The 22,855-nt window shown below is 61.3% G+C and carries 19 protein-coding genes; 15 read left to right on the top strand and 4 right to left on the bottom strand.

The window, feature by feature from the left end:
• Window positions 1–101 precede the first annotated feature (101 nt).
• Window positions 102–1,133 (bottom strand): small ribosomal subunit biogenesis GTPase RsgA, encoded by a 1,032-nt coding sequence (rsgA, locus tag V3W27_RS21140; RefSeq protein WP_123585491.1) that lies wholly within the window; start codon window positions 1,131–1,133, stop codon window positions 102–104.
• A 107-nt stretch (window positions 1,134–1,240) separates the two neighbouring features.
• Here rsgA and orn point away from each other — a divergent pair, with 107 nt between their 5' ends.
• The 3 genes from orn (at window position 1,241) to V3W27_RS21125 (ending at window position 3,800) form a co-directional block, all read left to right on the top strand.
• Entirely contained in the window at window positions 1,241–1,783 is a 543-nt protein-coding gene (gene orn / locus V3W27_RS21135; protein WP_003221098.1) for an oligoribonuclease, read from the top strand.
• 204 nt (window positions 1,784–1,987) lie between these two features.
• Window positions 1,988–2,599 carry a trimeric intracellular cation channel family protein gene (locus V3W27_RS21130; protein ID WP_003221099.1) on the top strand — a complete coding sequence of 204 codons (612 nt, stop codon included), beginning with the start codon at window positions 1,988–1,990 and terminating at the stop codon, window positions 2,597–2,599.
• A 154-nt stretch (window positions 2,600–2,753) separates the two neighbouring features.
• A complete protein-coding gene (locus V3W27_RS21125) occupies window positions 2,754–3,800 on the top strand; it encodes a Fic family protein (RefSeq protein ID WP_027611410.1) in 1,047 nt (348 codons plus the stop codon).
• A 2-nt stretch (window positions 3,801–3,802) separates the two neighbouring features.
• Here V3W27_RS21125 and queG read toward each other — a convergent pair whose 3' ends face one another.
• A complete protein-coding gene (gene queG / locus V3W27_RS21120; RefSeq protein WP_096794762.1) occupies window positions 3,803–4,873 on the bottom strand; it encodes a tRNA epoxyqueuosine(34) reductase QueG in 1,071 nt (356 codons plus the stop codon).
• Between the two features lie 63 nt (window positions 4,874–4,936).
• Between queG and V3W27_RS21115 the strand changes: the two genes are divergently transcribed.
• From V3W27_RS21115 to V3W27_RS21060, 12 genes are all read left to right on the top strand, one after another.
• Entirely contained in the window at window positions 4,937–6,436 is a 1,500-nt protein-coding gene (locus V3W27_RS21115) for an NAD(P)H-hydrate dehydratase (protein WP_330207440.1), read from the top strand.
• On the top strand, window positions 6,424–6,894 hold the full coding sequence (gene tsaE / locus V3W27_RS21110; protein ID WP_027611413.1) for a tRNA (adenosine(37)-N6)-threonylcarbamoyltransferase complex ATPase subunit type 1 TsaE: 471 nt from the start codon (window positions 6,424–6,426) through the stop codon (window positions 6,892–6,894). The genes V3W27_RS21115 and tsaE overlap by 13 nt, the downstream gene beginning before the upstream one ends.
• Window positions 6,895–6,945: 51 nt before the next feature.
• Window positions 6,946–8,325, top strand: coding sequence for an N-acetylmuramoyl-L-alanine amidase (locus V3W27_RS21105; protein WP_371260346.1), 1,380 nt, complete (start codon window positions 6,946–6,948; stop codon window positions 8,323–8,325).
• A gap of 5 nt (window positions 8,326–8,330) precedes the next feature.
• Window positions 8,331–10,229 carry a DNA mismatch repair endonuclease MutL gene (gene mutL, locus V3W27_RS21100; protein WP_330207456.1) on the top strand — a complete coding sequence of 633 codons (1,899 nt, stop codon included), beginning with the start codon at window positions 8,331–8,333 and terminating at the stop codon, window positions 10,227–10,229.
• Entirely contained in the window at window positions 10,229–11,200 is a 972-nt protein-coding gene (miaA, locus tag V3W27_RS21095) for a tRNA (adenosine(37)-N6)-dimethylallyltransferase MiaA (protein WP_330207439.1), read from the top strand. The genes mutL and miaA overlap by 1 nt, the downstream gene beginning before the upstream one ends.
• Window positions 11,201–11,294: 94 nt before the next feature.
• A complete protein-coding gene (gene hfq, locus V3W27_RS21090) occupies window positions 11,295–11,555 on the top strand; it encodes an RNA chaperone Hfq (protein WP_003221112.1) in 261 nt (86 codons plus the stop codon).
• Window positions 11,556–11,567: 12 nt separating this feature from the next.
• Window positions 11,568–12,869 (top strand): ribosome rescue GTPase HflX, encoded by a 1,302-nt coding sequence (gene hflX, locus V3W27_RS21085; protein ID WP_003221114.1) that lies wholly within the window; start codon window positions 11,568–11,570, stop codon window positions 12,867–12,869.
• Window positions 12,870–12,965: 96 nt separating this feature from the next.
• Window positions 12,966–14,141 carry an FtsH protease activity modulator HflK gene (gene hflK, locus V3W27_RS21080; RefSeq protein WP_007967435.1) on the top strand — a complete coding sequence of 392 codons (1,176 nt, stop codon included), beginning with the start codon at window positions 12,966–12,968 and terminating at the stop codon, window positions 14,139–14,141.
• Entirely contained in the window at window positions 14,141–15,010 is an 870-nt protein-coding gene (gene hflC, locus V3W27_RS21075; protein WP_027611416.1) for a protease modulator HflC, read from the top strand. The genes hflK and hflC overlap by 1 nt, the downstream gene beginning before the upstream one ends.
• A 313-nt stretch (window positions 15,011–15,323) precedes the next feature.
• A complete protein-coding gene (locus tag V3W27_RS21070) occupies window positions 15,324–16,511 on the top strand; it encodes an ATP phosphoribosyltransferase regulatory subunit (protein WP_330207438.1) in 1,188 nt (395 codons plus the stop codon).
• Between the two features lie 54 nt (window positions 16,512–16,565).
• Window positions 16,566–17,855 carry an adenylosuccinate synthase gene (locus V3W27_RS21065; RefSeq protein ID WP_003221122.1) on the top strand — a complete coding sequence of 430 codons (1,290 nt, stop codon included), beginning with the start codon at window positions 16,566–16,568 and terminating at the stop codon, window positions 17,853–17,855.
• A 139-nt stretch (window positions 17,856–17,994) separates the two neighbouring features.
• The gene (locus V3W27_RS21060; RefSeq protein ID WP_330207437.1) at window positions 17,995–19,929 is read left to right on the top strand and encodes a methyl-accepting chemotaxis protein; all 1,935 of its coding nucleotides are present in this window, start codon (window positions 17,995–17,997) and stop codon (window positions 19,927–19,929) included.
• A 109-nt stretch (window positions 19,930–20,038) separates the two neighbouring features.
• Here the strand turns inward: V3W27_RS21060 and V3W27_RS21055 are convergent, their stop codons facing one another.
• Together V3W27_RS21055 and V3W27_RS21050 are read right to left on the bottom strand one after the other, a co-directional pair.
• Window positions 20,039–21,604, bottom strand: a complete 1,566-nt coding sequence (locus V3W27_RS21055) for an ABC transporter permease (RefSeq protein WP_330207436.1) — start codon at window positions 21,602–21,604, stop codon at window positions 20,039–20,041.
• A complete protein-coding gene (locus V3W27_RS21050; protein ID WP_003221127.1) occupies window positions 21,604–22,614 on the bottom strand; it encodes an iron ABC transporter substrate-binding protein in 1,011 nt (336 codons plus the stop codon). The genes V3W27_RS21055 and V3W27_RS21050 overlap by 1 nt, the downstream gene beginning before the upstream one ends.
• Window positions 22,615–22,855 lie beyond the last annotated feature (241 nt).

Genomic DNA, 22,855 nt, shown 5'->3' with positions numbered 1-22,855 from the left:
CGAGTCTGTCAGAAGAGTCTGACGTTTAACGGAATCGAGGATTTGTCAGGCGCGGTCCGACATCCGGCAGCCCTCGGGCGAGAGGCTGCCGGTGCAGATGTTTAGTAGCCGTTTTCCGGCAGGCTGGCGATGATCGAGCGGTAGCTGTTCATCCGCTGCTGCTGCACGCGGCCGTCTTCCAGGGCCTTGAGCAGTGCGCAACCGGGTTCGCGATCGTGCTTGCAGTCGCGGAAGCGGCAGGTGCCGAGCAGGTCGTTGAACTCGATGAAACCGGCTTCGACGTCGGCGCGGCTGACGTGGCCCAGACCGAACTCACGGATACCCGGGGAGTCGATCAACTCGCCGCCGCCCGGGAAGTGGAACAGGCGTGCGGTGGTCGTGGTGTGCGTGCCCTGACCGGACAGCTCCGACAACGGGCCGACGCGGGTCTCGACTTCCGGCAGCAGGCTGTTGACCAGCGACGACTTGCCGACGCCGGACTGGCCGACGAACACGCTGATGCGCCCGTCGAGCTGCTTCTGCAACTGTTCCATGCCATTGCCGTGATGCGCCGAGACTTCCAGCACCGGATAACCCAGCGTGCGGTACACCGCCAGCAGGGCATTGAGCGCCGGGGCGTTCTGCTCGTCGATCAGGTCGAACTTGTTCAGCAACAGCAACGGGCGGATGCCGGCGTGTTCGGCAGCGACCAGGTAGCGGTCGATCAGGTTGGCATGCGGCTCGGGCAGCGGTGCGAAGACGATGACGATCATGTCGACGTTGGCGGCCACTGGCTTGAGCTGGCCTCGGCTGTCGGGGCGGCAGAGTTCGGTGGTGCGCGGCAGTTGCGCAACGATCACCCCGATGCCCTGGTTGCCGGCGCGCCAGACCACCCGATCACCGGTCACCAGCGCCGGCAGGTTGGCGCGCAAGTGGCAACGGAAAACCTGGCCGGCTTGTTCGCCGTCCACAGCCTCGACTTCGACCTGCACACCGAAGTGGGCGATCACCAGGCCGTGTTGCTCGGGGCCGAGATCGCCGCCCTCGAGGGCTTCGACCGCCGAGGACTCGCGTTTGGCAGCGCGCGCGGCGCGCTCGCCCTGAATCTTTTCGATGCGCCAGTTTTGACGACGATTGAGTTGGCGTTTGGCCATGGGTGTTCCGTCTGAAGAATGCAGCGATTAGGTAAAACGGCCGCGAGTTTAGCACGCCCGGGCACCGGCCTAGGCTAAACTGCGCAGCATTGTCTAGGAGCCCGAATATGCAAAACCCGCAGAACCTGATCTGGATCGACCTGGAAATGACCGGTCTGGATCCGGAAAACGACGTCATCATCGAAATGGCCACCATCGTCACCGACAGTGACCTGAACACCCTGGCCGAAGGCCCGGTGATCGCCATTCACCACAGTGACGAAGTGCTCGCCCGCATGGACGAGTGGAACACCCGCACCCACGGCAACTCGGGCCTGACCCAGCGCGTGCGTGACAGCCGTATCAGCATGGCCGAGGCCGAGGCAGAAACCATCGCTTTCCTCGAGAAATGGGTACCGAAGGGCAAGTCGCCGATCTGCGGCAACAGCATCTGCCAGGATCGTCGTTTCCTTTATACCCACATGAAGGCACTGGAAAGCTACTTCCACTACCGCAACCTCGACGTGTCGACGCTCAAAGAGCTGGCCGCACGCTGGGCACCGGACGTGCGCGACAGCTTCAAGAAGGGCAGCACTCACCTGGCGCTGGACGACATCCGCGAGTCGATCGCCGAGCTGCAGCACTACCGCAAGCATTTCATCAAGTTCTGATTGAGGGGTGTCTGCCCTGACGTCTTCGCGAGCAAGCCCGCTCCCACCATTTGGAATGCGTTCCCCCTGTGGGAGCGGGCTTGCTCGCGAAGAGGGCGTCAGAGTCCCGTAAGATTCAAGCCAGAAATGCATCCCGGAGCGCGCCCCCTTCTGGTGCGGCGCTGAAATGGCTAGACTGCGCGCCTTCCTGCCAGGACCGCCGCCATGTTGCTGATGCTCTATCTGATCGCCATTACCGCTGAAGCCATGACCGGCGCGCTGTCTGCCGGGCGGCGCGGCATGGACTGGTTCGGGGTGGTGTTGATCGCCTGTGTCACGGCGTTGGGCGGCGGTTCGGTACGTGACGTGTTGCTCGGGCACTATCCGCTGACGTGGGTCAAGCACCCGGAATACCTGGTGCTGACCTCGGCCGCCGCGATGCTCACTGTATTCACCGCACGCTGGATGCGTCATCTGCGCTCACTGTTTCTGGTGCTCGATGCGGTCGGTCTGGTGGCGTTCACCCTGATCGGCTGCATGACCGCTCTGGAAATGGGCCACGGCATGCTGGTGGCCTCGGTCAGCGGTGTGATCACCGGCGTCTTCGGCGGCATCCTGCGCGACATCTTCTGCAACGACATCCCGCTGATCTTCCGCCGCGAACTGTACGCCAGCGTCTCGTTCGCCGCCGCGTGGTGCTACATGCTCTGCCTGTACCTGAATGTGCCGAGCGAACAGGCGATTCTGATTACCCTGTTCGGCGGTTTTCTGTTGCGGTTGCTGGCCATTCGTTTCCACTGGGAAATGCCCAAGTTCGTTTATAACGACGCACCTTGACGTCACGCTGGCGGGCGCGTGGAAATATTCTGTCGGGAATGTTGAATAGATGCTGCGCCTCTAAATAGGGTAAAAAATAAAGCCTAAAAGGGGTATTTTGTCATGAAATACCCTATTTAAGTCTTTTTACCTCATTTAGACGGCTGCCTGAATCATGCACTCACTCACCCCGGAATTTCTTGACGCCTTGCGCTTCGACGGTCTTCAGATTGCGACGCTTCGTGCATTGGGAGAGTTTCGGGGTAAGCAACAACTGTTCGTTGCTCAATCGCCGCAGGTCCTCCAAGGGCTTACGCAGATAGCCGTAATCGAATCCACGGAGTCATCTAACCGACTGGAGGGTGTAACTGTCGCGCCAGCGCGGCTGAAGTCACTGATGAGCAAAAACACTGATCCCAAGAGCCGATCCGAACAGGAAATTGCTGGCTATCGGGACGCACTGTCACTCATCCATGAATCTGCCGATGGGATGCCATTTTCCGAAGGTGTACTTAGACAATTACACAGTCTTCTTTACCGCTATCTACCTCAGGATGGTGGTGAATGGAAGGCGATGAACAACGACATCATCGAGCGTCATGCCGATGGTTCATCGCGGATTCGCTTCCAACCTGTTCCTGCTCATATGACCCCTATTGCGGTGACTGAAACCCTGGGGCATTACCACCGGGCGCTGGCATTGAATCTGGCTGACCCTTTGGTTTTAGTGCCGCTTACGGTCCTCGACTTCCTTTGCATACACCCCTTCTCTGACGGAAATGGTCGCGTCGCTCGTCTGCTGACATTGCTGCTGCTCTATCAATTTGATTACCGAGTCGGGCGATTTATCAGTCTTGAACGGATATTCGAGGAGTCAAAGGAGGGCTATTACGCAACACTCGAACTGAGTTCTCAGGGATGGCACGAGGGCACGCATGATGTTCGGCCATGGATGGATTATTTTTGGGGGGCATTGCTTAGAGCGTACAAAGAGTTCGAAGAGCGAGTGGGTACGATTGAGAAGCGTCGAGGGGGTAAAAGCGACCGAATCAGAGACGAAGCCTTGAAGCGAGTCCTCCCTTTTTCCATCTCGGAAATTGAAGAGTCCTGTCCGGGAGTCAGTCGCGATACAGTGCGCCTGGTTTTACGATCACTGAAAGCAGAAGGGCTGATTGAGCCGACAGGTAAGGGGCGCACAGCCAAGTGGAGAAAGCCGGCATAGCCTCAATTACGGCGTTCAGCGTGCTGTTTCAGCGCCCACTCAACATGTTCACGCACCAGCTCTGATGGGTAGTCACGGCGCGCCTTCAAGGCTTCCAGCACCGGAATGCTCGATGGCGCGTTGCCCAGCCCGACCGCCAGATTGCGCAACCAGCGCTCGTAACCGGCGCGGCGCAGCGGCGAGCCTTCGGTGCTGCTGAGAAATTTGTCCTCGTCCCACATGAACAGCTCCGCCAGTTCGGCGTTGTCCAGGTTGTGCCGGGGCTTGAAATCGCTTTCCCCGGATGGTCGGGCGAAGCGGTTCCACGGGCAGACGATCTGGCAGTCGTCGCAGCCGAACACGCGGTTGCCGATCAGCGGGCGCAGGTCTTCGGGGATGGCGTTTTTCAACTCGATGGTCAGGTAGGAGATGCAGCGCCGGGCGTCCAGCACATAGGGACCGACGAAGGCGTTGGTCGGGCAGATATCCAGACACGCGGTGCAACGTCCGCAATGTTCGCTGCTGTGCGGTTCGTCCACCGGCAGCGGCAGATCGACGAACAGTTCACTCAGGAAGAAATAACTGCCGGCCTTGCGGTTCAGCACCAAAGTGTTTTTGCCGATCCAGCCCAGCCCGGCCTGCTCGGCGATGGCTTTTTCCAGCACCGGGGCGCTGTCGACGAAGGCGCGAAAACCGAACGGGCCGATCTCCGACTGAATCCTGTCGGCCAATTGCTGCACACGTTTACGGATCAATTTGTGGTAATCGCGGCCCAAGGCATAACGCGAAACGTAGGCTTTCTCCGGTTGCGCGAGCATTTGCGCCATTTGCGTGTCGCCGGGCAGGTAGTCCATGCGCAGCGAAACCACGCGTAACGTACCCGGAACCAGTTGCTCCGGATGCGAGCGTTTGCTGCCGTGGGCGCCCATGTAATCCATTTCGCCGTGGTAGCCGGCGGCGAGCCAGCGCTCCAGGTGCTGCTCATGCTCGGCCAGGTCCAGACCGCTGATGCCGACTTGCTGGAAGCCCAGCTCGCGGCCCCAATCCTTGATCGATTGGGCGAGGGCGGGCAGATCTGTGGTGATGGCGGACATGAGGCGAGAGAAACCGGAGCTGAGGTGCGTATAATTCTGCCAGACATCGGAGCCCGAAGACGCATGCCGCACACGAAAGATCAATTACCCGACGCGCTGTATGGCGCCGCACAGGTGCGAGCACTCGATGCGCGGCTGATCGCTGCGGGCACGCCGGGCTTCGAATTGATGCAGCGCGCCGCGCACGCGACCTGGCGTGCACTGGTACGGCAATGGCCGTCGGCGAGCGAAATGACGGTGCTTGCCGGGCATGGCAACAACGCCGGTGATGGTTTTCTGATCGCCACACTGGCGCACCGGGCCGGTTGGGCGGTGCGGGTGCTGGCCGTCGGTGATCCGCAACGTTTGCAGGGCGATGCAGCACAGGCTTATGCGCAGGCCATCAACGATGGCGTCGCTGTGCAGGGTTGGACCGCGCAAAGCGAGCTGCGCGGGGTGATTGTCGATGCCTTGCTCGGCACCGGGCTGGCCGGCGATGTACGTGAGCCGTATGCCGCTGCGATCAAGGCGATCAATGCCAGTGGCCTGCCGGTGGTGGCGGTGGATATTCCTTCCGGATTGTCTGCCGATACTGGACATGTCCTCGGCGTTGCGGTTCACGCTGACCTTACCGTGACTTTCATCGGCTTGAAGCTCGGCCTGTTCACCGGGGCGGCGGCGGATCAGGTCGGGGCGTTGGTGTTTAACGATCTGCAAGCCGCCGCCGACATTTACCGTGACATTCCTGTCAGCGCTCTGCGTCTCTCGGCGGCTAATCTTCCACGATTGGCCCCGCGTGCGCCCGCTGTACACAAAGGGCGCTTCGGGCACTTGCTGCTGATCGGCGGCGATCAGGGTTTTGGCGGGGCGATTCTGCTCAGTAGCGAAACGGCCTTGCGCAGTGGCGCCGGGATGGTGTCGCTGGCAACCCGTGCGGAACATGTCCCGGCAGCACTGACGCGGATGCCGGAAGTCATGGTGCTCGGCACGTCGTCAGCCAATCAGTTGATGGGGCTGCTGGAAAAGGTTTCGGTGCTGGTGGTTGGCCCGGGTCTCGGGCAGGCGAGCTGGGGGCGGGCGCTGTTGTCGGCGGCCGCCAATGCGCCGCTGCCACAGGTTTGGGACGCCGACGCATTGAATCTGCTGGCGAGCGGATTTGTCAGTCTGCCCAAGGAATGCGTGATCACCCCGCATCCGGGCGAGGCGGCACGCCTGCTGGGCGTGAGTACCGCTGAGGTGCAGGCAGATCGCCCGGCCGCCGCGCGGGCGTTGAGCAAAAAATACTCGGCCGTCGTCGTGCTCAAAGGCGCCGGCAGCCTGATCGCCCACCCCGATGGGCGTCTGGCGCTGTGTCATCAAGGCCATCCGGCCATGGCCACCGCCGGCCTGGGCGACGTACTCGCCGGCTTGACCGGGGCATTGCTGGCGCAGGGTATGGACGGCTTCGATGCCGCGTGCCTGGCAGTCTGGCTGCACGCCAATGCCGGCGCGCAACAAGGTAAATTCGGCCGTGGGCTGGCGGCCAGTGATCTGATTCCAGTCATTCGTCAGTTGTTGGAGGAGCATGCACCGTGTCTGAAGTAACCCTGTACCTGGCCGATGAACAGGCCATGAGCGACTTTGGCGCACGGATCGCCCGCGTTACCCGGGGCCACGGCCTGATTTTCCTGGAAGGCAATCTGGGCATGGGCAAAACCACCCTGTCGCGGGGCATCATTCGTGGGTTGGGGCATGTCGGCGCGGTAAAAAGTCCGACCTTCACCCTGGTCGAACCCTACGAGATCGGCGACGTGCGTGCCTTCCACTTCGACCTGTATCGCCTGGTCGATCCGGAGGAGCTGGAGTTTCTCGGCATCCGCGACTATTTCGAAGACGATGCCCTGTGCCTGATCGAGTGGCCCGATAAAGGTGCAGGCTTTTTGCCAAAGCCTGACCTGACCATTACCATTAGCCCGCAAGACAGCGGGCGTTCGCTGAAAATTTTATCCCAGGGCTCGCGTGGCGAGGCCTGGTGTGCCGCTTTGGCATTGGAATCCAATTAAATGATGGGGTTAGGTATGCGCTTTCGCGCGTTGGTGGCTGCCGTTGGACTGATGTTGATGGCAGTAACCGTCAACGCTGTGGCCGAGACAAAGGTCAACAGCGTGCGCCTGTGGCGGGCGCCGGACAACACGCGACTGGTCTTCGACCTGAGCGGTCCGGTGCAGCACAGCGTCTTCACCCTGACCGCACCGGATCGGCTGGTGATCGACATCAATGGCGCCACCCTGGGGGCGCCGTTAAAGGTCTCGACTGCTAACACGCCGATCACCGCGATGCGCTCGGCCCAGCGCACGCCGACCGATCTGCGAGTGGTCATCGACCTGAAAAAAGCCGTCACCCCGAAAAGTTTCTCGCTGGCGCCGAACGCGCAATATGGCAACCGTCTGGTGGTCGACCTGTTCGACAACCCGGCCGATGCCGCGCCGCCACCTGCGCCAACGCCATCGGTCGCCACCGTGCCGGCAGTGCCGGTGACACCGTCTGAACCGGCGATCAAGTTGCCACCGGCCCCGGCCGGCAAGCGCGACATCATTGTGGTGATCGACGCCGGTCACGGCGGCGAAGACCCGGGTGCGTCCGGCTCGCGCGGCCAGCGTGAGAAAGACGTGGTGCTGCAGATCGCCCGCGAGCTGCAGCGTCAGGTCAACGGCATGAAAGGTTTCCGCGCCGAACTGACCCGTACCGGCGACTACTTCATCCCGTTGCGCGGCCGTACCGAAATTGCCCGCAAGAAGGGCGCCGACCTGTTCGTTTCGATCCACGCCGACGCTGCGCCGTCTGCGGCAGCCTTCGGTGCCTCGGTGTTTGCCCTGTCCGATCGCGGCGCGACATCCGAGACCGCCCGTTGGCTGGCCGACAGCGAAAACCGTTCCGACCTGATCGGTGGTGCCGGCAATGTCAGCCTCGACGACAAGGACCGCATGCTCGCCGGCGTACTGCTTGACCTGTCGATGACCGCTTCGCTGACTTCCAGCCTCAACGTCGGCCAGAAAGTCCTGACCAACATCGGTCGCGTGACTCCGTTGCACAAGCAGCGCGTGGAGCAGGCCGGGTTCATGGTGTTGAAGTCGCCGGACATCCCGTCGATCCTCGTCGAAACCGGATTCATCTCCAACGCCAACGAAGCGAACAAGCTCTCGGCTTCAAGCCACCAGCAGGCGCTGGCGCGTTCGATCAGCAGCGGCGTGCGCCAGTTCTTCCAGCAGAATCCGCCACCGGGCACCTACATCGCCTGGCTGCGTGACTCCGGCAAGATCGCCCAAGGCCCGCGCGATCACCGCGTGAGCCCGGGCGAGACGCTGGCGATGATCGCCGTGCGTTATCAGGTGTCCCCCGCGACGCTGCGCAGTGCCAACAACCTCAGTAGCGATGAGCTGAAGATCGGCCAGCACCTGACCATTCCCGGCACCGAACTGGCGTCCAAAGAATGAATCAGGTGTTGAACGCCGCACGCATCGAACTGCTCAGCCCGCGGCTGGCGAACCAGATCGCCGCCGGCGAGGTGGTCGAGCGCCCGGCTTCGGTGATCAAGGAGTTGCTGGAAAACAGTCTCGACTCCGGTGCCAAGCGCATCGATGTCGATGTCGAGCAGGGTGGCGTCAAGCTGCTGCGGGTGCGTGACGATGGCAGCGGCATTTCCGCTGACGACCTGCCGCTGGCGCTGGCCCGTCACGCCACCAGCAAGATTCGCAATCTCGAAGATCTGGAGCAGGTGATGAGCCTGGGCTTCCGTGGTGAAGCACTGGCGTCGATCAGCTCCGTGGCGCGCCTGACCCTGACCTCGCGCACACGCGATGCCGATCAGGCCTGGCAGGTCGAAACCGAAGGTCGCGACATGGCGCCTCGCGTTCAGCCGGCGGCGCATCCGGTCGGTACGTCGGTGGAAGTGCGCGACCTGTTTTTCAATACGCCGGCGCGGCGCAAGTTTCTCAAGACCGAAAAAACCGAATTCGATCACCTGCAAGAAGTGATCAAGCGTCTGGCGCTGGCGCGTTTCGACGTGGCCTTCCATCTGCGCCACAACGGCAAGACCATCCTCAGCCTGCACGAGGCCCACGATGATGCAGCCCGCGCTCGGCGTGTGGCGGCGATCTGTGGTTCGGGCTTCCTCGAACAGGCGCTGCCGATCGAGATCGAGCGCAATGGCCTGCACTTGTGGGGCTGGGTCGGGTTGCCGACCTTCAACCGCAGCCAGGCGGACTTGCAGTATTTCTTCGTAAACGGCCGTGCGGTACGCGACAAACTGGTGGCCCACGCGGTGCGTCAGGCTTATCGCGATGTGCTGTTCAACGGTCGTCATCCGACCTTCGCGCTGTTTTTCGAAGTCGATCCGGCGGCGGTGGACGTCAACGTGCACCCGACCAAGCACGAAGTGCGCTTCCGTGACGGACGCATGGTGCATGACTTCCTTTACGGCACATTGCACCGCGCGTTGGGCGATGTGCGTCCGGAAGATCAACTGGCCGGCTCTGTCACCACAGCCGTGGTGCGTCCAACCGGTATCGAGGCCGGTGAATTCGGCCCGCAGGGCGAAATGCGTCTGGCGGCCAACGCGCTGCTGGAACAGCCGCAGGCGCAACCGGTGTTCAACACCTCGTCGGGCGCCAGCGCTGGCGGCGCTTATCAGTATCAGTACACGCCGCGTCCGCAGTCGGCTGTGCCGGCCGCCGAGGCACAAGCTGCTTACCGCGAGTTCTTCGCACCGTTGCCGGAAGCGAATGCCAACGCGCTGCCAGTCGGTCAGGAAGATATTCCGCCGCTCGGTTACGCGCTGGCGCAGCTCAAGGGCATCTACATTCTCTCCGAGAATGCTCAGGGTTTGGTGCTGGTGGACATGCACGCCGCGCACGAGCGGATCATGTACGAACGCCTGAAAATCGCCATGGCCAGCGAAGGCCTCAGCGGCCAGCCGCTGCTGGTGCCGGAGTCGCTGGCGGTCAGTCAGCGTGAAGCCGATTGCGCTGAAGAACACGCTGCATGGTTCCAGAAGCTGGGCTTCGAGCTGCAGCGTCTGGGCCCGGAAACATTGGCAATCCGCCAGATTCCGGCACTGCTCAAGCAGGCCGAGGCCAATCGACTGGTGGGTGACGTGCTGTCGGACCTGATGGAATACGGCACCAGCGACCGGATTCAGGCGCACCTGAACGAACTGCTCGGCACCATGGCCTGCCACGGCGCGATCCGTGCCAACCGGCGCCTGGCCCTGCCGGAAATGAACGGTCTGCTGCGCGACATGGAAAATACCGAGCGCAGCGGTCAATGCAACCATGGCCGACCGACCTGGACCCAACTGGGCCTGGACGATCTGGACAAACTGTTCCTGCGCGGTCGTTGATGAGCCAGCTCCCTCCAGCGATTTTCCTGATGGGCCCGACCGCTGCGGGCAAGACCGACCTGGCCATCGAGCTGACCAAGGTGCTGCCGTGCGAGCTGATCAGCGTCGACTCGGCGCTGGTCTATCGCGGCATGGACATCGGCACCGCCAAACCTTCCAAAGAACTACTGGCCGAGTTTCCGCACCGGTTGATCGACATTCTCGATCCGGCCGAGGCCTATTCGGCAGCAGATTTCCGTCGTGATGCCCTGCAAGCCATGGCCGAGATCACCGCGCGCGGAAAAATTCCGCTGCTGGTTGGCGGCACCATGCTCTATTACAAGGCGTTGGTTGATGGCCTGGCGGACATGCCGGCGGCCGATCCCGAGGTTCGTGCGCAGATCGAAGAAGAGGCTGCACGCCTTGGCTGGCAAGCCCTGCACGATCACCTGGCGATCATCGATCCGGTGTCGGCGGCACGCATTCATCCGAACGATCCGCAGCGCCTGAGTCGGGCGCTGGAGGTTTATCGGGTCAGCGGTCAGAGCATGACTGCCCTGCGTCAGCAACAATCTGCGCAAAGTACTGAAGCAGCCGCTTCGGGACGGCAACAATTGCCCTATACTGTCGCGAACTTGGCCATTGCTCCGGCAAATCGTCAGGTACTGCATGAGCGCATTAAACAAAGATTCACAAATATGCTGGAACAGGGGTTCATCGACGAGGTCGTAGCCCTGCGTAAAAGAAGTGACCTGCATTCCGGGTTGCCGTCTATACGTGCGGTAGGCTACCGCCAAGTCTGGGACTACCTGGATGGCAAGCTGTCGTTAGCTGAAATGCAGGAACGCGGCATCATTGCCACGCGTCAATTGGCCAAGCGCCAGTTCACCTGGCTGCGCAGCTGGGAAGAACTGCACTGGCTGGACAGTCTTGATTGCGACAATCTGCCACGCGCCTTGAAATACCTTGGGACCATCTCCATATTGAGCTGAGTCCTTGCAATTGCCGTCTATCCTTGGGGGTGTGGCGGCCAAAGCCATCTGAATTACCTATTTTTATTATTGAATCCTTAAAGGAGTGCGGCACATGTCAAAAGGGCATTCGCTACAAGACCCTTACTTGAATACTTTACGTAAAGAGAAAGTTGGGGTTTCCATCTACCTGGTCAACGGTATCAAACTGCAAGGCACGATCGAGTCGTTCGACCAGTTCGTTATCCTGCTGAAAAACACCGTCAGCCAGATGGTATACAAACACGCTATCTCGACAGTCGTGCCAGTACGTCCAATTCGTCTGCCTAGCGCAACCGAATCCGATGCAGGTGACGCTGAGCCAGGTAACGCCTGATAGGAGTCTCCTTTGTTCTTTGAGCGCCACGGTGGTGGTGAGCGAGTCATACTCGTTCACTTGGAAGGTCAGGACCCTGAGGCGCGCGAAGATCCGCAGGAGTTTCAGGAATTGGCTAATTCGGCGGGCGCCGAGACCGTTGCGTTTTTTAACGTACCGCGTCATCGGCCAACCGCCAAATTCCTGATTGGCAGCGGCAAGGTCGAGGAATTACGCGACCTGGTCCATGCCGAAAAGGCCGATCTGGTGATTTTCAATCACATTCTCACGCCCAGTCAGGAACGTAACCTCGAACGTGTTTTCGAGTGTCGCGTGATCGACCGTACCGGCCTGATTCTCGATATCTTCGCCCAGCGCGCCCGTACCCATGAAGGCAAGCTCCAGGTAGAACTGGCCCAGCTTGATCACATGAGCACCCGCCTGGTTCGCGGCTGGACTCACCTTGAGCGTCAGGGTGGCGGTATCGGCATGCGTGGCCCGGGTGAAACCCAGCTCGAAACCGACCGGCGTCTGCTGCGGGTTCGTCTGCGTCAGATCAAGGGTCGTCTGGAAAAAGTGCGCAGCCAGCGCGAGCAATCGCGACGCGGCCGCTCCCGTGCGGATATCCCTACCGTGTCTCTGGTGGGCTATACCAACGCCGGCAAATCCACGCTGTTCAATAACGTGACCAAGTCCGAGGTATACGCGGCCGACCAGTTGTTCGCCACGCTCGACCCGACCCTGCGCCGTCTGGAACTGGACGACCTGGGGCCGATCGTTCTGGCGGACACGGTAGGGTTCATTCGGCACTTGCCGCACAAGCTGGTCGAGGCATTTCGGTCTACGCTCGAAGAGTCGAGCAATTCCGACCTGCTGTTGCACGTGATCGATGCGGCCGAACCGGATCGCATGTTGCAGATCGAGCAGGTGATGGTGGTACTGGGCGAGATCGGAGCCCAGGACTTGCCGATCCTCGAGGTATACAACAAACTCGATTTGCTTGAAGGCGTTGAGCCACAGATCCAGCGCGATGCCGATGGCAAACCGCAGCGGGTCTGGCTGTCGGCGCGCGATGGCACGGGTCTGGAATTGCTTGAGCAAGCCATTGCCGAGTTGCTGGGCAGTGATTTGTTTGTGGGGACATTGCGCTTGCCGCAACGGTTCGCTCGACTGCGTGCGCAGTTCTTCGAACTCGGTGCGGTACAGAAAGAAGAGCATGACGAAGAAGGCATCTGCCTGCTGGCCGTTCGTTTGCCCCGTGTCGAGTTGAATCGACTGGTAAGCCGCGAAGGATTGCAGCCGATGGAATTCATCGAGCAACACACTTTGCAATAAAAGCCTGGCAAAGCGGTTGTGCCGCAACGGCAGGCATTCTGTAGCATTGGTCGGCGCGCCGTGGGTGCGTCTTTGCTTTATCAGATGGAGAGCGCTATGGCTTGGAATGAGCCGGGTGGCAACTCGAATAATCAGGATCCTTGGGGTGGCAAGCGCCGCAATAACGGCGACCGCAAGGGGCCACCGGATCTCGACGAGGCCTTCCGAAAGCTGCAGGAAAGCCTGAACGGGTTGTTCGGTGGTGGTAAGAAACGCGGTGGTGATGACGGCGGTGGTTCGGGCAGGAGTGGTGGCGGCTTCGGCGGTCTGCTCGGCATCGGCCTCGTGGTGCTGGCGGCTGTCTGGCTGTACAGCGCGGTCTATGTGGTCGACGAGCAGGAGCAAGCCGTGGTGCTGCGCTTCGGCAAGTACTACGAGACCGTCGGCCCCGGCCTGAACATCTACTTCCCGCCGATCGACAAGAAGTACATGGAGAACGTCACGCGTGAGCGTGCCTACACCAAGCAGGGCCAGATGCTGACCGAAGACGAGAACATCGTCGAAGTGCCGCTGACCGTGCAGTACAAGATCAGCAATCTGCAGGACTTCGTGCTGAACGTCGATCAGCCGGAAATCAGTCTGCAGCATGCGACCGACAGCGCCCTGCGCCACGTGGTGGGTTCGACCGCCATGGATCAGGTGCTGACCGAAGGTCGTGAATTGATGGCCAGCGAAATCAAGGAGCGTCTGCAACGTTTCCTCGATACCTATCGCACCGGTATCACCGTCACCCAGGTCAACGTACAGAGCGCAGCGGCACCGCGTGAAGTGCAGGAAGCCTTCGACGACGTGATCCGCGCCCGTGAAGACGAGCAGCGTTCGCGCAACCAGGCGGAAACCTACGCCAACGGCGTCGTGCCGGAAGCCCGTGGTCAGGCCCAGCGTATCCTCGAGGATGCCAACGGTTACCGCGACGAAACGGTTTCGCGCGCCAAGGGTGAGGCGGATCGCTTTACCAAACTGGTCGCCGAGTATCGCAAGGCCCCTGAAGTCACCCGCCAGCGTCTGTACCTGGACACCATGCAGGAAGTCTTCAGCAATACCAGCAAGGTACTCGTGACCGGCAACAAGAACGGCCAGAGCAACCTGCTTTACCTGCCGTTGGACAAAATGATCCAGAACAGTTCGGGCAGCAATGCACCGGTCACCGGTTCGGCTGCCGCCAGCAACAACACGGACGTCGCGCCGCATGTCACTGACCTGCCGCAGACACGTACAAGGGAGACCCGCTGATGAGCAATAAATCGCTGATCGCCCTGATCGTTGGCGTTGTCGTGGTGCTGGTGGGCTGGAACTGCTTCTACATCGTGGCTCAGACCGAGCGTGCGGTGCTGCTGCAATTCGGTCGTGTGGTTCAGGCCGATGTTCAGCCGGGCCTGCATGTGAAAGTGCCTTACGTTAACCAGGTGCGTAAATTCGACGCACGTCTGATGACGCTGGATGCACCGACACAGCGCTTCCTGACCCTGGAAAAGAAAGCCGTGATGGTCGATGCCTACGCCAAGTGGCGCGTGAAAGATGCCGAGCGCTTCTACACCGCGACTTCCGGCCTCAAGCAGATCGCCGACGAGCGTCTGTCCCGTCGTCTGGAATCCGGTCTGCGTGACCAGTTCGGCAAGCGCACCCTGCACGAAGTGGTGTCGGGTGAGCGTGATGCGCTGATGGCTGACATCACCGCGTCGCTGAACAAGATGGCGGAAAAAGAGCTGGGTATCGAAGTCGTCGATGTCCGGGTCAAGGCCATCGATCTGCCGAAGGAAGTGAACCGCAGTGTGTTCGAGCGTATGAGCACCGAGCGTGAGCGTGAAGCTCGCGAGCACCGCGCCAAGGGTAACGAGCTGGCCGAAGGCATCCGTGCCGACGCCGATCGTCAACGCCGCGTGCTGCTGGCTGAAGCCTATCGTGAGTCCGAAGAGATTCGCGGTGATGGCGATGCCCAAGCCGCTGCGATCTACTCCAAGGCCTACGGCCAGGATCAGGAGTTCTACGGTTTCTACCGTAGCCTGCGTGCCTACCGTGAAAGCTTCGCGAACAAATCCGACGTCATGGTTCTCGACCCAAGCAGCGACTTCTTCCGTTACCTGGAAAAGTCCAAGCCTTGATACGACGTTGACCTGAATCATTCCGCCCGGCGGCTAAAACCTCGGGCGGGGTGATCCTTTGGGAAAACGTGTGTATGATGCGGCAGCCGGGAAATTCCCGGCTTTTTTGCGTCTGCACGTTTGATTGCTGTTTTTTGTTGCAGGCATCGGGTTGAATGGCCCGAGCGTTTTTCGAGGAAAGTGATGGGCGAAGCCGGTAACAGGCCTTTCGCCGCGTCGTTCATGCGCGTGCGTTTTGAACGGATCGGTCATTTTCTGCTTCACTCAAGGCTCGCCCGCAGGCTGGCCGCCCGGATCAAAGGGGAATGGCGTAATGGCAACGGTAGACCGCTGGCTGCTGCCAGATGGCATCGAAGAAGTACTGCCACCGGAAGCGGCGCGCATTGAAGTCGCGCGTCGTCAGGTGTTGGATCTGTTCCAGAGCTGGGGTTACGAGTTTGTCGTGACTCCCCATATCGAGTACCTGGAATCCCTGCTGACCGGTGCGGGCCAGGACCTGGATCTGCGTACCTTCAAGGTCATCGACCCGCAGTCGGGTCGGCAGATGGGGTTCCGTGCCGACATCACGCCGCAAGTGGCGCGGATCGATGCGCACACCCTGCGTCGCGAAGGTCCGAGCCGTCTGTGCTACGCCGGCAGCGTGCTGCATGCCCAGCCGCGTGCACTGTCGTCCTCGCGCAGCCCGATCCAGTTGGGTGCCGAGCTGTACGGCGATGCCAGCCCGAGCAGCGACGTTGAAGTGATCAGCCTGATGCTGGCCATGCTGCAACTGGCCGATGTGCCGGATGTACACATGGACCTTGGCCATGTCGGCATCTACCGTGGTCTGGCGCGTGCCGCCGGTCTGTCCGGTGAAGTCGAGCAGCAGTTGTTCGATGCGTTGCAACGCAAGGCCATCGACGAGGTCATTACCTTGACCGAAGGCCTGCCGGCCGATCTGTCCGGCATGCTGCGGGCGCTGGTCGATCTGTGTGGCGGACGTGAAGTACTGAGTGCGGCCCGTGAGCGTCTGGCCAATGCACCGCCGCCGGTGCTGGCGGCGCTGGAAGATTTGCTGGAGATCGCCGATCGTCTGGCGACGCGTTTCCCGGAGTTGCCGCTGTACTTCGACCTGGGCGAGCTGCGCGGCTACCACTACCACACCGGTGTGGTGTTCGCGGTGTTTGTCCCGGGCGTGGGCCAGTCCATCGCTCAGGGCGGTCGCTACGACGACATCGGCGCCGACTTCGGTCGTGCCCGTCCGGCGACCGGCTTCTCTACCGATTTGAAAACCCTGGTGACCCTGGGGCGTGCTGAGATCGAGCTACCGTCTGGCGGTATCTGGATGCCTGACAGTACGGATGCGGCACTCTGGCAGCAGGTTTGCCAGTTGCGCAGTGAGGGTCAGCGTGTCGTTCAGGCATTGCCTGGACAACCTTTGGCCGCCGCCCGTGATGCGGACTGCGACCGGCAATTGATTCAGCAGAACGGGCTTTGGCAAGTATCGCCACTGGCTTCTTGAGTTTTCCTGCCGGCCATCGCCGGCACCAAGTTTGCGCGAATGAGGACAAGTGTTATGGGTAAGAATGTCGTAGTCCTGGGCACCCAATGGGGTGATGAGGGCAAAGGCAAGATCGTTGATCTGCTGACCGAACATGCTGCCGCCGTAGTGCGCTACCAAGGTGGCCACAACGCTGGCCACACCCTGGTGATCGACGGCGAGAAAACCGTCTTGCACCTGATTCCGTCGGGCGTACTGCGCGAAGGCGTGCAGTGCCTGATCGGCAACGGCGTGGTGGTTGCACCTGACGCCCTGCTGCGTGAGATCACCAAGCTGGAAGAGAAAGGCGTACCGGTGCGCGAGCGCCTGCGTATCAGCCCGTCCTGCCCGCTGATCCTGTCCTTCCACGTGGCGCTGGACCAGGCCCGTGAAAAAGCCCGTGGCGAGCTGAAGATCGGTACCACCGGTCGCGGCATCGGCCCGGCTTACGAAGACAAGGTTGCACGTCGTGGCCTGCGCGTGGGCGACCTGCTGAACATGCCGCGCTTCGAAGACAAGCTGCGTGAGCTGGTGGATTACCACAACTTCATGCTGGTCGGTTACTACAAAGAGCCGGCCATCGAGTTCGAAAAGACCCTGGCCGAGTGCAAGGAATACGCCGAGCTGCTCAAGCCGCTGATGCTCGACGTGACTGCCGAGCTGCACGACCTGCGTCGCGCCGGCAAGGACATCATGTTCGAAGGCGCTCAGGGTTCGTTGCTCGACATCGACCACGGTACCTACCCGTACGTGACCAGTTCCAACACCACCGCAGGTGGCGTGGCGACCGGTTCGGGCGTTGGCCCGATGTTCCTCGACTACATCCTGGGCATCACCAAGGCTTACACCACTCGCGTCGGTTCGGGTCCGTTCCCGACTGAGCTGTTCGACGACGTGGGTGCGCACCTGGCCAAGCAAGGTCACGAGTTCGGCGCTACCACCGGCCGTGCCCGTCGTTGCGGCTGGTTCGACGCCGTCATCCTGCGTCGCGCTATCGATGTGAACAGCATCTCGGGCATCTGCTTGACCAAGCTGGATGTACTCGATGGTCTGGAAACCATCAACATCTGCACCGGCTACAAGGACGCGCAAGGCAATGCCGTGGCGCCGACTGACGCTGACAGCTACGTGGGCCTGCAGCCTGTGTACGAAGAAGTGCCGGGCTGGACCGAATCGACCGTGGGTGCCAAAACCCTGGAAGAGCTGCCAGCTAACGCTCGTGCCTACATCAAACGCGTTGAAGAGTTGATCGGCGCGCCGATCGACATTATTTCGACGGGCCCGGATCGCAACGAAACCATCGTGCTGCGTCATCCGTTCGCTTGATAAGTCGTTGATGTAAAAAACAAAGGCCCCTTAATCGGGGCCTTTGTCGTTTATGCCTGTTGGACGGCATGACCTTTGCTGTAAATCTTCCTACAAGAGTGCCATCAAATTAATGGCGTCAGAAGTAGAGGGATTCACAGTGTCGGCCGTTCTCTCACTGTTACAAAGCCGTTTGTTGCGGCCCGTGTTCGTTACCCTTGGTATCGCCCTTTTGGTGCAAGTGCTGGTGGCAGTCGCCCTGACACGAAGCACGGTCACGGCGCTGGAAGCCGATCTCGGCGCTCGTCTGGGCGCTGACAGCCAAAAGCTCTCCGGCGAGCTGGAGCAGGCCGGGCGTGAAGTCACCTCAAGCCTCGATAACCTTTCCTCAAGTACCCGGCAGCGCCTGACCGCCGGCCTGTCTTCCCGTCTGAAGGAAGAGCAGGCGCAACTGCGTACGACACTGGAAAAGGACCTCAAGGACTCGGCCAATGACATGGCTCAGTTGCTCGCCTCGGTGGCGCCGCGCGCCATGTGGGACAGCGACGTGCCGACCCTGTCCGAATTTGCTCGTCGCGCCCAGCGCAATCCCAACGTGTTGTTCGTGGTTTACGACGATGCCACCGGACAGCACCTGACGCGTTATCTCAACCGCGAAAACCCGATCAACAAGGCCTTGCTGGAAAAGGGCCAGGGCGAACGCGCGCTGGATAAAGTGCTGGACGCGGCGAAAAACGATCCGTCGGTCTACTACCTCGAGGCCTCGATCAATCCCAACGGCGTGGAAATCGGCAAGGTGCTGATGGGCGTATCGACGGCTTCGGTGGACACCGATCTGGCGGCGCTCGACCAGCGCTTCTCGGCGCTGATCGCCAGCAGCGATCAACTGGTGGGCGACAGCCTCAAGGGCGCCGCCGCCGACAGCGCGACGGCAATGCAGGCGCGCCTGCAGTCGGCGCAATCCACCGCTGCCGAAATGAAAGCCAATACCACCAGCACGGTACAGGACGCCGCTGCGACCTTGCGCTGGCGGATCGGCATGGGCCTGGCGCTGGTCGGTTGCGGGGTGCTGCTGTTGCTCGCGGTCGTGCTCGGCCATCGCGTAGTCAATCGGCTGAAGATGCTCAATGCCGCGATGGATGATCTGGCGGCGGGCGAGGGCGATCTGACCAAACGCGTGCAGATCCACAGCAAGGACGAGATCGGCGACATGGCCTCAGCGGTCAATCGCTTTGTGGATAAGTTGCAGCCGATCGTGCGCGAGGCGGGCGATGTCGCGCAGCGTACCGGTGTCGAGATTGGTGCCATGACCCTGCGTAATGCCGGGGCGGATGCGGCGGCCGGGATGCAGCGTGACGAAGTGGCGGAAAGCCTGCGCGCGCTGTCGCAAATGGCTGATGAGGCGCAGTCGGAAAGCCATGCCATGCAGGCTGCATTGAAGCAGGTGGTGGATATTCGTCAGGCCACCGATGAAAACACTCGTACCTCGGCGAAAGTCGGCAGCCTGATCGAGGCGCTGGCAGGGCAGGTTGATACCGGGGCGAAAGTCATCGAGCGACTGGCGCAGCAGAGCGAACAGATCGAAGTGGTGCTGACGGTGATTCACGGCATCGCCGAGCAAACTAACCTGCTGGCCTTGAATGCGGCGATCGAAGCGGCGCGGGCCGGTGAGACCGGGCGCGGTTTTGCCGTGGTCGCGGATGAAGTGCGCGCGTTGGCGAGCAAGACGCAAAGCTCGACCGGCGACATTCAGGCGCACATCGTCGCGTTGCAGCAGGGCGCGCGTGAAGCGGTAGAAGCGATCGGTCAGGCGGGGCGTCAGGCCAGCGAAGGTTTGCTGGTGTTACGCGACAGCGCACGGTTGCAGCAGTCAGTGCAGGCCTCGGTCGAGCAGGTGCATGCGGCGATCGGTCTGGCAACGCAGGCAGCGGCGCATCAGGCGCAGGGCGCGCAGGCAGTGCGTGGGCGGGTCGAAACGATTCATGCCCAGGCCGAGAAAGCGGCGCAAGCGGTGGTGGAAACCACGGCCAGTGGCAAGGTACTGGATGGGCTGGCGGCGCAGTTGAAAGCCAGCCTGGGGCAGTTCAGGGCTTAAAGGTGTCCGGGCGGACCTCTTCGCGAGCAAGCCCGCTCCCACATTCGATCGCATTCCCAGGTGGGAGCTCGGTCAAACTGTGGGAGCGGGTTTGCTCGCGAAGGCGATTTCAGCGGCTCAGATACATCCGCGTCGTCAGCAGATACACCGGCAACCCCGACACCACAATCAACAACGCCGCATAAGGCGCTGCCGCCGCGAACTCGACATTTGCCGTATGCGCCCAAACCTCGGTCGCCAGCGTGTTCAGCCCGGTCGGACTGAGCAACAGCGTCGCCGTCAATTCCTTCATCGCATCCAGAAACACCAGCGCAAACGCCGCACCCAGTGCCGGGAAGATGATCGGCAGGGTCACCCGGCAAAACGCGGTGAATGACGATGCCCCCAACGTGCGTGCCGCTTCCTCCAGCTGCGGCGCAGCCTTGTTCAGTGCCGTGCGAATCGGCGCCTGTGCCAATGGCAGGAACAGCAGCGCATAAGCGATCAGCAGCAATGCCGAGGTCTGGTACAGCGCCGGCACGTAGTGCAGGGCGAAATACACCAGCGTCAGCGCGATTACCAGGCCCGGCAAGGCGTGGAGCAGATACGGCAAGCGCTCGGCCCAGATCGCCAGTCGCCCCTTGTAACGCACCACCAGCAGCCCGACCGGCACCGCCAGCAGCAGGCACAGCGCTGCGCCACCCAGCGACAAGGCCAGCGAAGACAGCAGGGCTTCGGTGATCGCCGCGACCGGGAACGCTGCCGAAGAGCCGACCGCCAGCCAGTACGCGAGCATGCCCAACGGGATCCCGCTGCCGACAATCGCCAGCAACAGGCAATACAACTGACCGGCAACCGCCCACCGCCCCAGGCGTACTTGTTCAGCCTGCCGCGCTGCGCCCTGGCCGGTGCGCACATGGCGCCCTTTACCGCGCACCCGCAGCTCCAGCCACAACAGCATCAGACACAGCGCGAGCAGCACCGCCGAGAGCATTGCCGCATTGGCGTTGCTGAATTCCAGTTCGAATTGCTGGTAGATCGCGGTGGTGAAAGTTTGCAGGCCGATGATCGACAGTGCGCCGAACTCGACCAGCATGTGCAGGGCAATCAGCAGCGAGCCGGCCAGCAGCGATGGCCAGAGCAGCGGCAGGATGACGCGGAAGAACACGCCCCAGCGATTCTGTCCCAAGGTGCGGGCGGATTCTTCAAGGGACGGATCGAGGTTGCGCAGGGTCGCCGCGACCGGCAGAAAGATCAGCGGATACTTCGACAGGCTCATCACCAGAATCGCCCCGCCGAGGCCTTCGAACTGCGCGCTCAACGATACCCAGGTGAAGCTGCTGACAAACGCCGGCACCGCAAACGGCAGGCACAGAATCACCCCCCACAGGCGTCGTCCCGGCAGATTGCTGCGCTCCAGCAGCCACGCCAGTGACAAGCCGATCACGCCGCAAGTCAGCGTTACGCCGACCATCAACGCCAGGGTGTTGCGCAGCAGACCGAATACGTAAGGGCGCCACAACAGGTGCAGCGCTTCGGCCCAGCCGGCCTGCCAGGCTTTCAGGCCGACATAGGCCAGTGGCAACAGGCTCATGACCACCAGCAATAACACCGGCAGCACCAGCCAGATCGACGGTCGTTTGCGCCGTGGCACGTAACCCCCGCGCGCGGCGGGGGCGGATAACGATGTGGCCATCAGTTCAGGCCAACTTCACGTTCCAGGTCCAAGGCTTCTTCGGCGTTGCCCAGATCGGCCGGGGTCACGTTTGGCGCTTGCAGTTCGCTGAACGGCTTGAGCCCGCGATCCGATTCCATACCTTTGTGCAGCGGGTATTCGGCGGTGGTCTGAGTGATCACGCGCTGGCCTTCCTCACTGGCCATGTAGGCAAGGAATTGCTGGGCTTCTTTTGGATGTTTGCTGGATTTCAACACGGCAGCACTGGACACGGTGATCAGTCCGCCGACGTCGCCGCCGGTGAAGTAATGCAGTTTCGAGTCGAGTTTGCCTTTCTCACGCTGCAGGGCGAACCAGTAGTAGTTGTTCACCAGCACGGTGGCGACTTCGCCGTTTTCCACAGCTTTGAGCGCGACCATGTTGTTGCTGTAGGTCTTGCCGAAAGCGCGCAGACCGGTCAGCCATTCTTCGGCGGCGTCGCGACCGTGCATCTTGATGATCGCCACGGCCTGTTCCTGAAATGCACCGCTGGTCGGGACGAAACCGACTTTGCCTTGCCACTTCGGATCGGAGAATTCCATCACCGACTTCGGCAAGTCTTTTTCATCGACCAGTTTCGGGTTGTACGCAACCACGCGAACCCGCGCGGTGACACCGATCCAGGTGCCGTTGCCGGCGACGTATTGCTTGGGCAGCACCGCCAGCGTGGCGTCGTCGGTCTTGGCCAGCAGGCCTTGCTCGCCGAGGTTGTTCAGCGGCGGAGATTCTTCGGTGTAGATCACGTCGGCGGGGGAACGGTCGCCTTCTTCGATGACCTGGCTGGCGAGCTGGTTGCTGCTGCCCTTGCGTACGTTGACGTGAATGCCGGTCTTGGCCTCGAAAGCCTTGGCGATCGCATCGCCGACTTCCTTGTGTTGACCGTTGTAGAGCGTCAGGGAAACCGCATCGGCTGCCTGGGTGAGGGGAGTGGCGAGTGCCAGGCCGAGCAGGGTGAAGGTCAAGCCGCGGCGCAGGGTATTTCGAAACATCATTCGCAGGGTTCCTCACTGTCGCATTGCAAAAACTTGCAACAATGATAAACGATATTGTTTCTCAAGTGCGCCTTGCGAGGAGGGCGGAGGTTTGCTAGAGCATGATCTGGTGATCATTTGTGGCGAGGGAGCTTGCTCCCGCTCGGCTGCATAGCAGTCGTTAATCCTGAGAGAGGGCATGACTGATGTAAAAGCGAGGAATGCTGCGCATCCCAGCGGGAGCAAGCTCCCTCGCCACAGA

The sequence above is a fragment of the Pseudomonas sp. AM14(2022) genome, from assembly GCF_036346455.1.
GTDB classification, from domain to species: domain Bacteria; phylum Pseudomonadota; class Gammaproteobacteria; order Pseudomonadales; family Pseudomonadaceae; genus Aquipseudomonas; species Aquipseudomonas putida_A.
The sequence above is the reverse complement of the archived record's forward strand: the minus strand, read 5'-3'. Positions and strand labels throughout refer to the sequence as shown.

Bases quoted from the DNA above. Each gene is read 5' to 3' on its own strand.
- rsgA (WP_123585491.1), bottom strand. From the start codon at position 1,133: ATGGCCAAACGCCAACTCAATCGTCGTCAAAACTGGCGCATCGAAAAG.
- orn (WP_003221098.1), top strand. From the start codon at position 1,241: ATGCAAAACCCGCAGAACCTGATCTGGATCGACCTGGAAATGACCGGT.
- V3W27_RS21130 (WP_003221099.1), top strand. From the start codon at position 1,988: ATGTTGCTGATGCTCTATCTGATCGCCATTACCGCTGAAGCCATGACC.
- V3W27_RS21125 (WP_027611410.1), top strand. From the start codon at position 2,754: ATGCACTCACTCACCCCGGAATTTCTTGACGCCTTGCGCTTCGACGGT.
- queG (WP_096794762.1), bottom strand. From the start codon at position 4,873: ATGTCCGCCATCACCACAGATCTGCCCGCCCTCGCCCAATCGATCAAG.
- V3W27_RS21115 (WP_330207440.1), top strand. From the start codon at position 4,937: ATGCCGCACACGAAAGATCAATTACCCGACGCGCTGTATGGCGCCGCA.
- V3W27_RS21105 (WP_371260346.1), top strand. From the start codon at position 6,946: ATGTTGATGGCAGTAACCGTCAACGCTGTGGCCGAGACAAAGGTCAAC.
- miaA (WP_330207439.1), top strand. From the start codon at position 10,229: ATGAGCCAGCTCCCTCCAGCGATTTTCCTGATGGGCCCGACCGCTGCG.
- hfq (WP_003221112.1), top strand. From the start codon at position 11,295: ATGTCAAAAGGGCATTCGCTACAAGACCCTTACTTGAATACTTTACGT.
- hflK (WP_007967435.1), top strand. From the start codon at position 12,966: ATGGCTTGGAATGAGCCGGGTGGCAACTCGAATAATCAGGATCCTTGG.
- hflC (WP_027611416.1), top strand. From the start codon at position 14,141: ATGAGCAATAAATCGCTGATCGCCCTGATCGTTGGCGTTGTCGTGGTG.
- V3W27_RS21070 (WP_330207438.1), top strand. From the start codon at position 15,324: ATGGCAACGGTAGACCGCTGGCTGCTGCCAGATGGCATCGAAGAAGTA.
- V3W27_RS21065 (WP_003221122.1), top strand. From the start codon at position 16,566: ATGGGTAAGAATGTCGTAGTCCTGGGCACCCAATGGGGTGATGAGGGC.
- V3W27_RS21055 (WP_330207436.1), bottom strand. From the start codon at position 21,604: ATGGCCACATCGTTATCCGCCCCCGCCGCGCGCGGGGGTTACGTGCCA.
- V3W27_RS21050 (WP_003221127.1), bottom strand. From the start codon at position 22,614: ATGATGTTTCGAAATACCCTGCGCCGCGGCTTGACCTTCACCCTGCTC.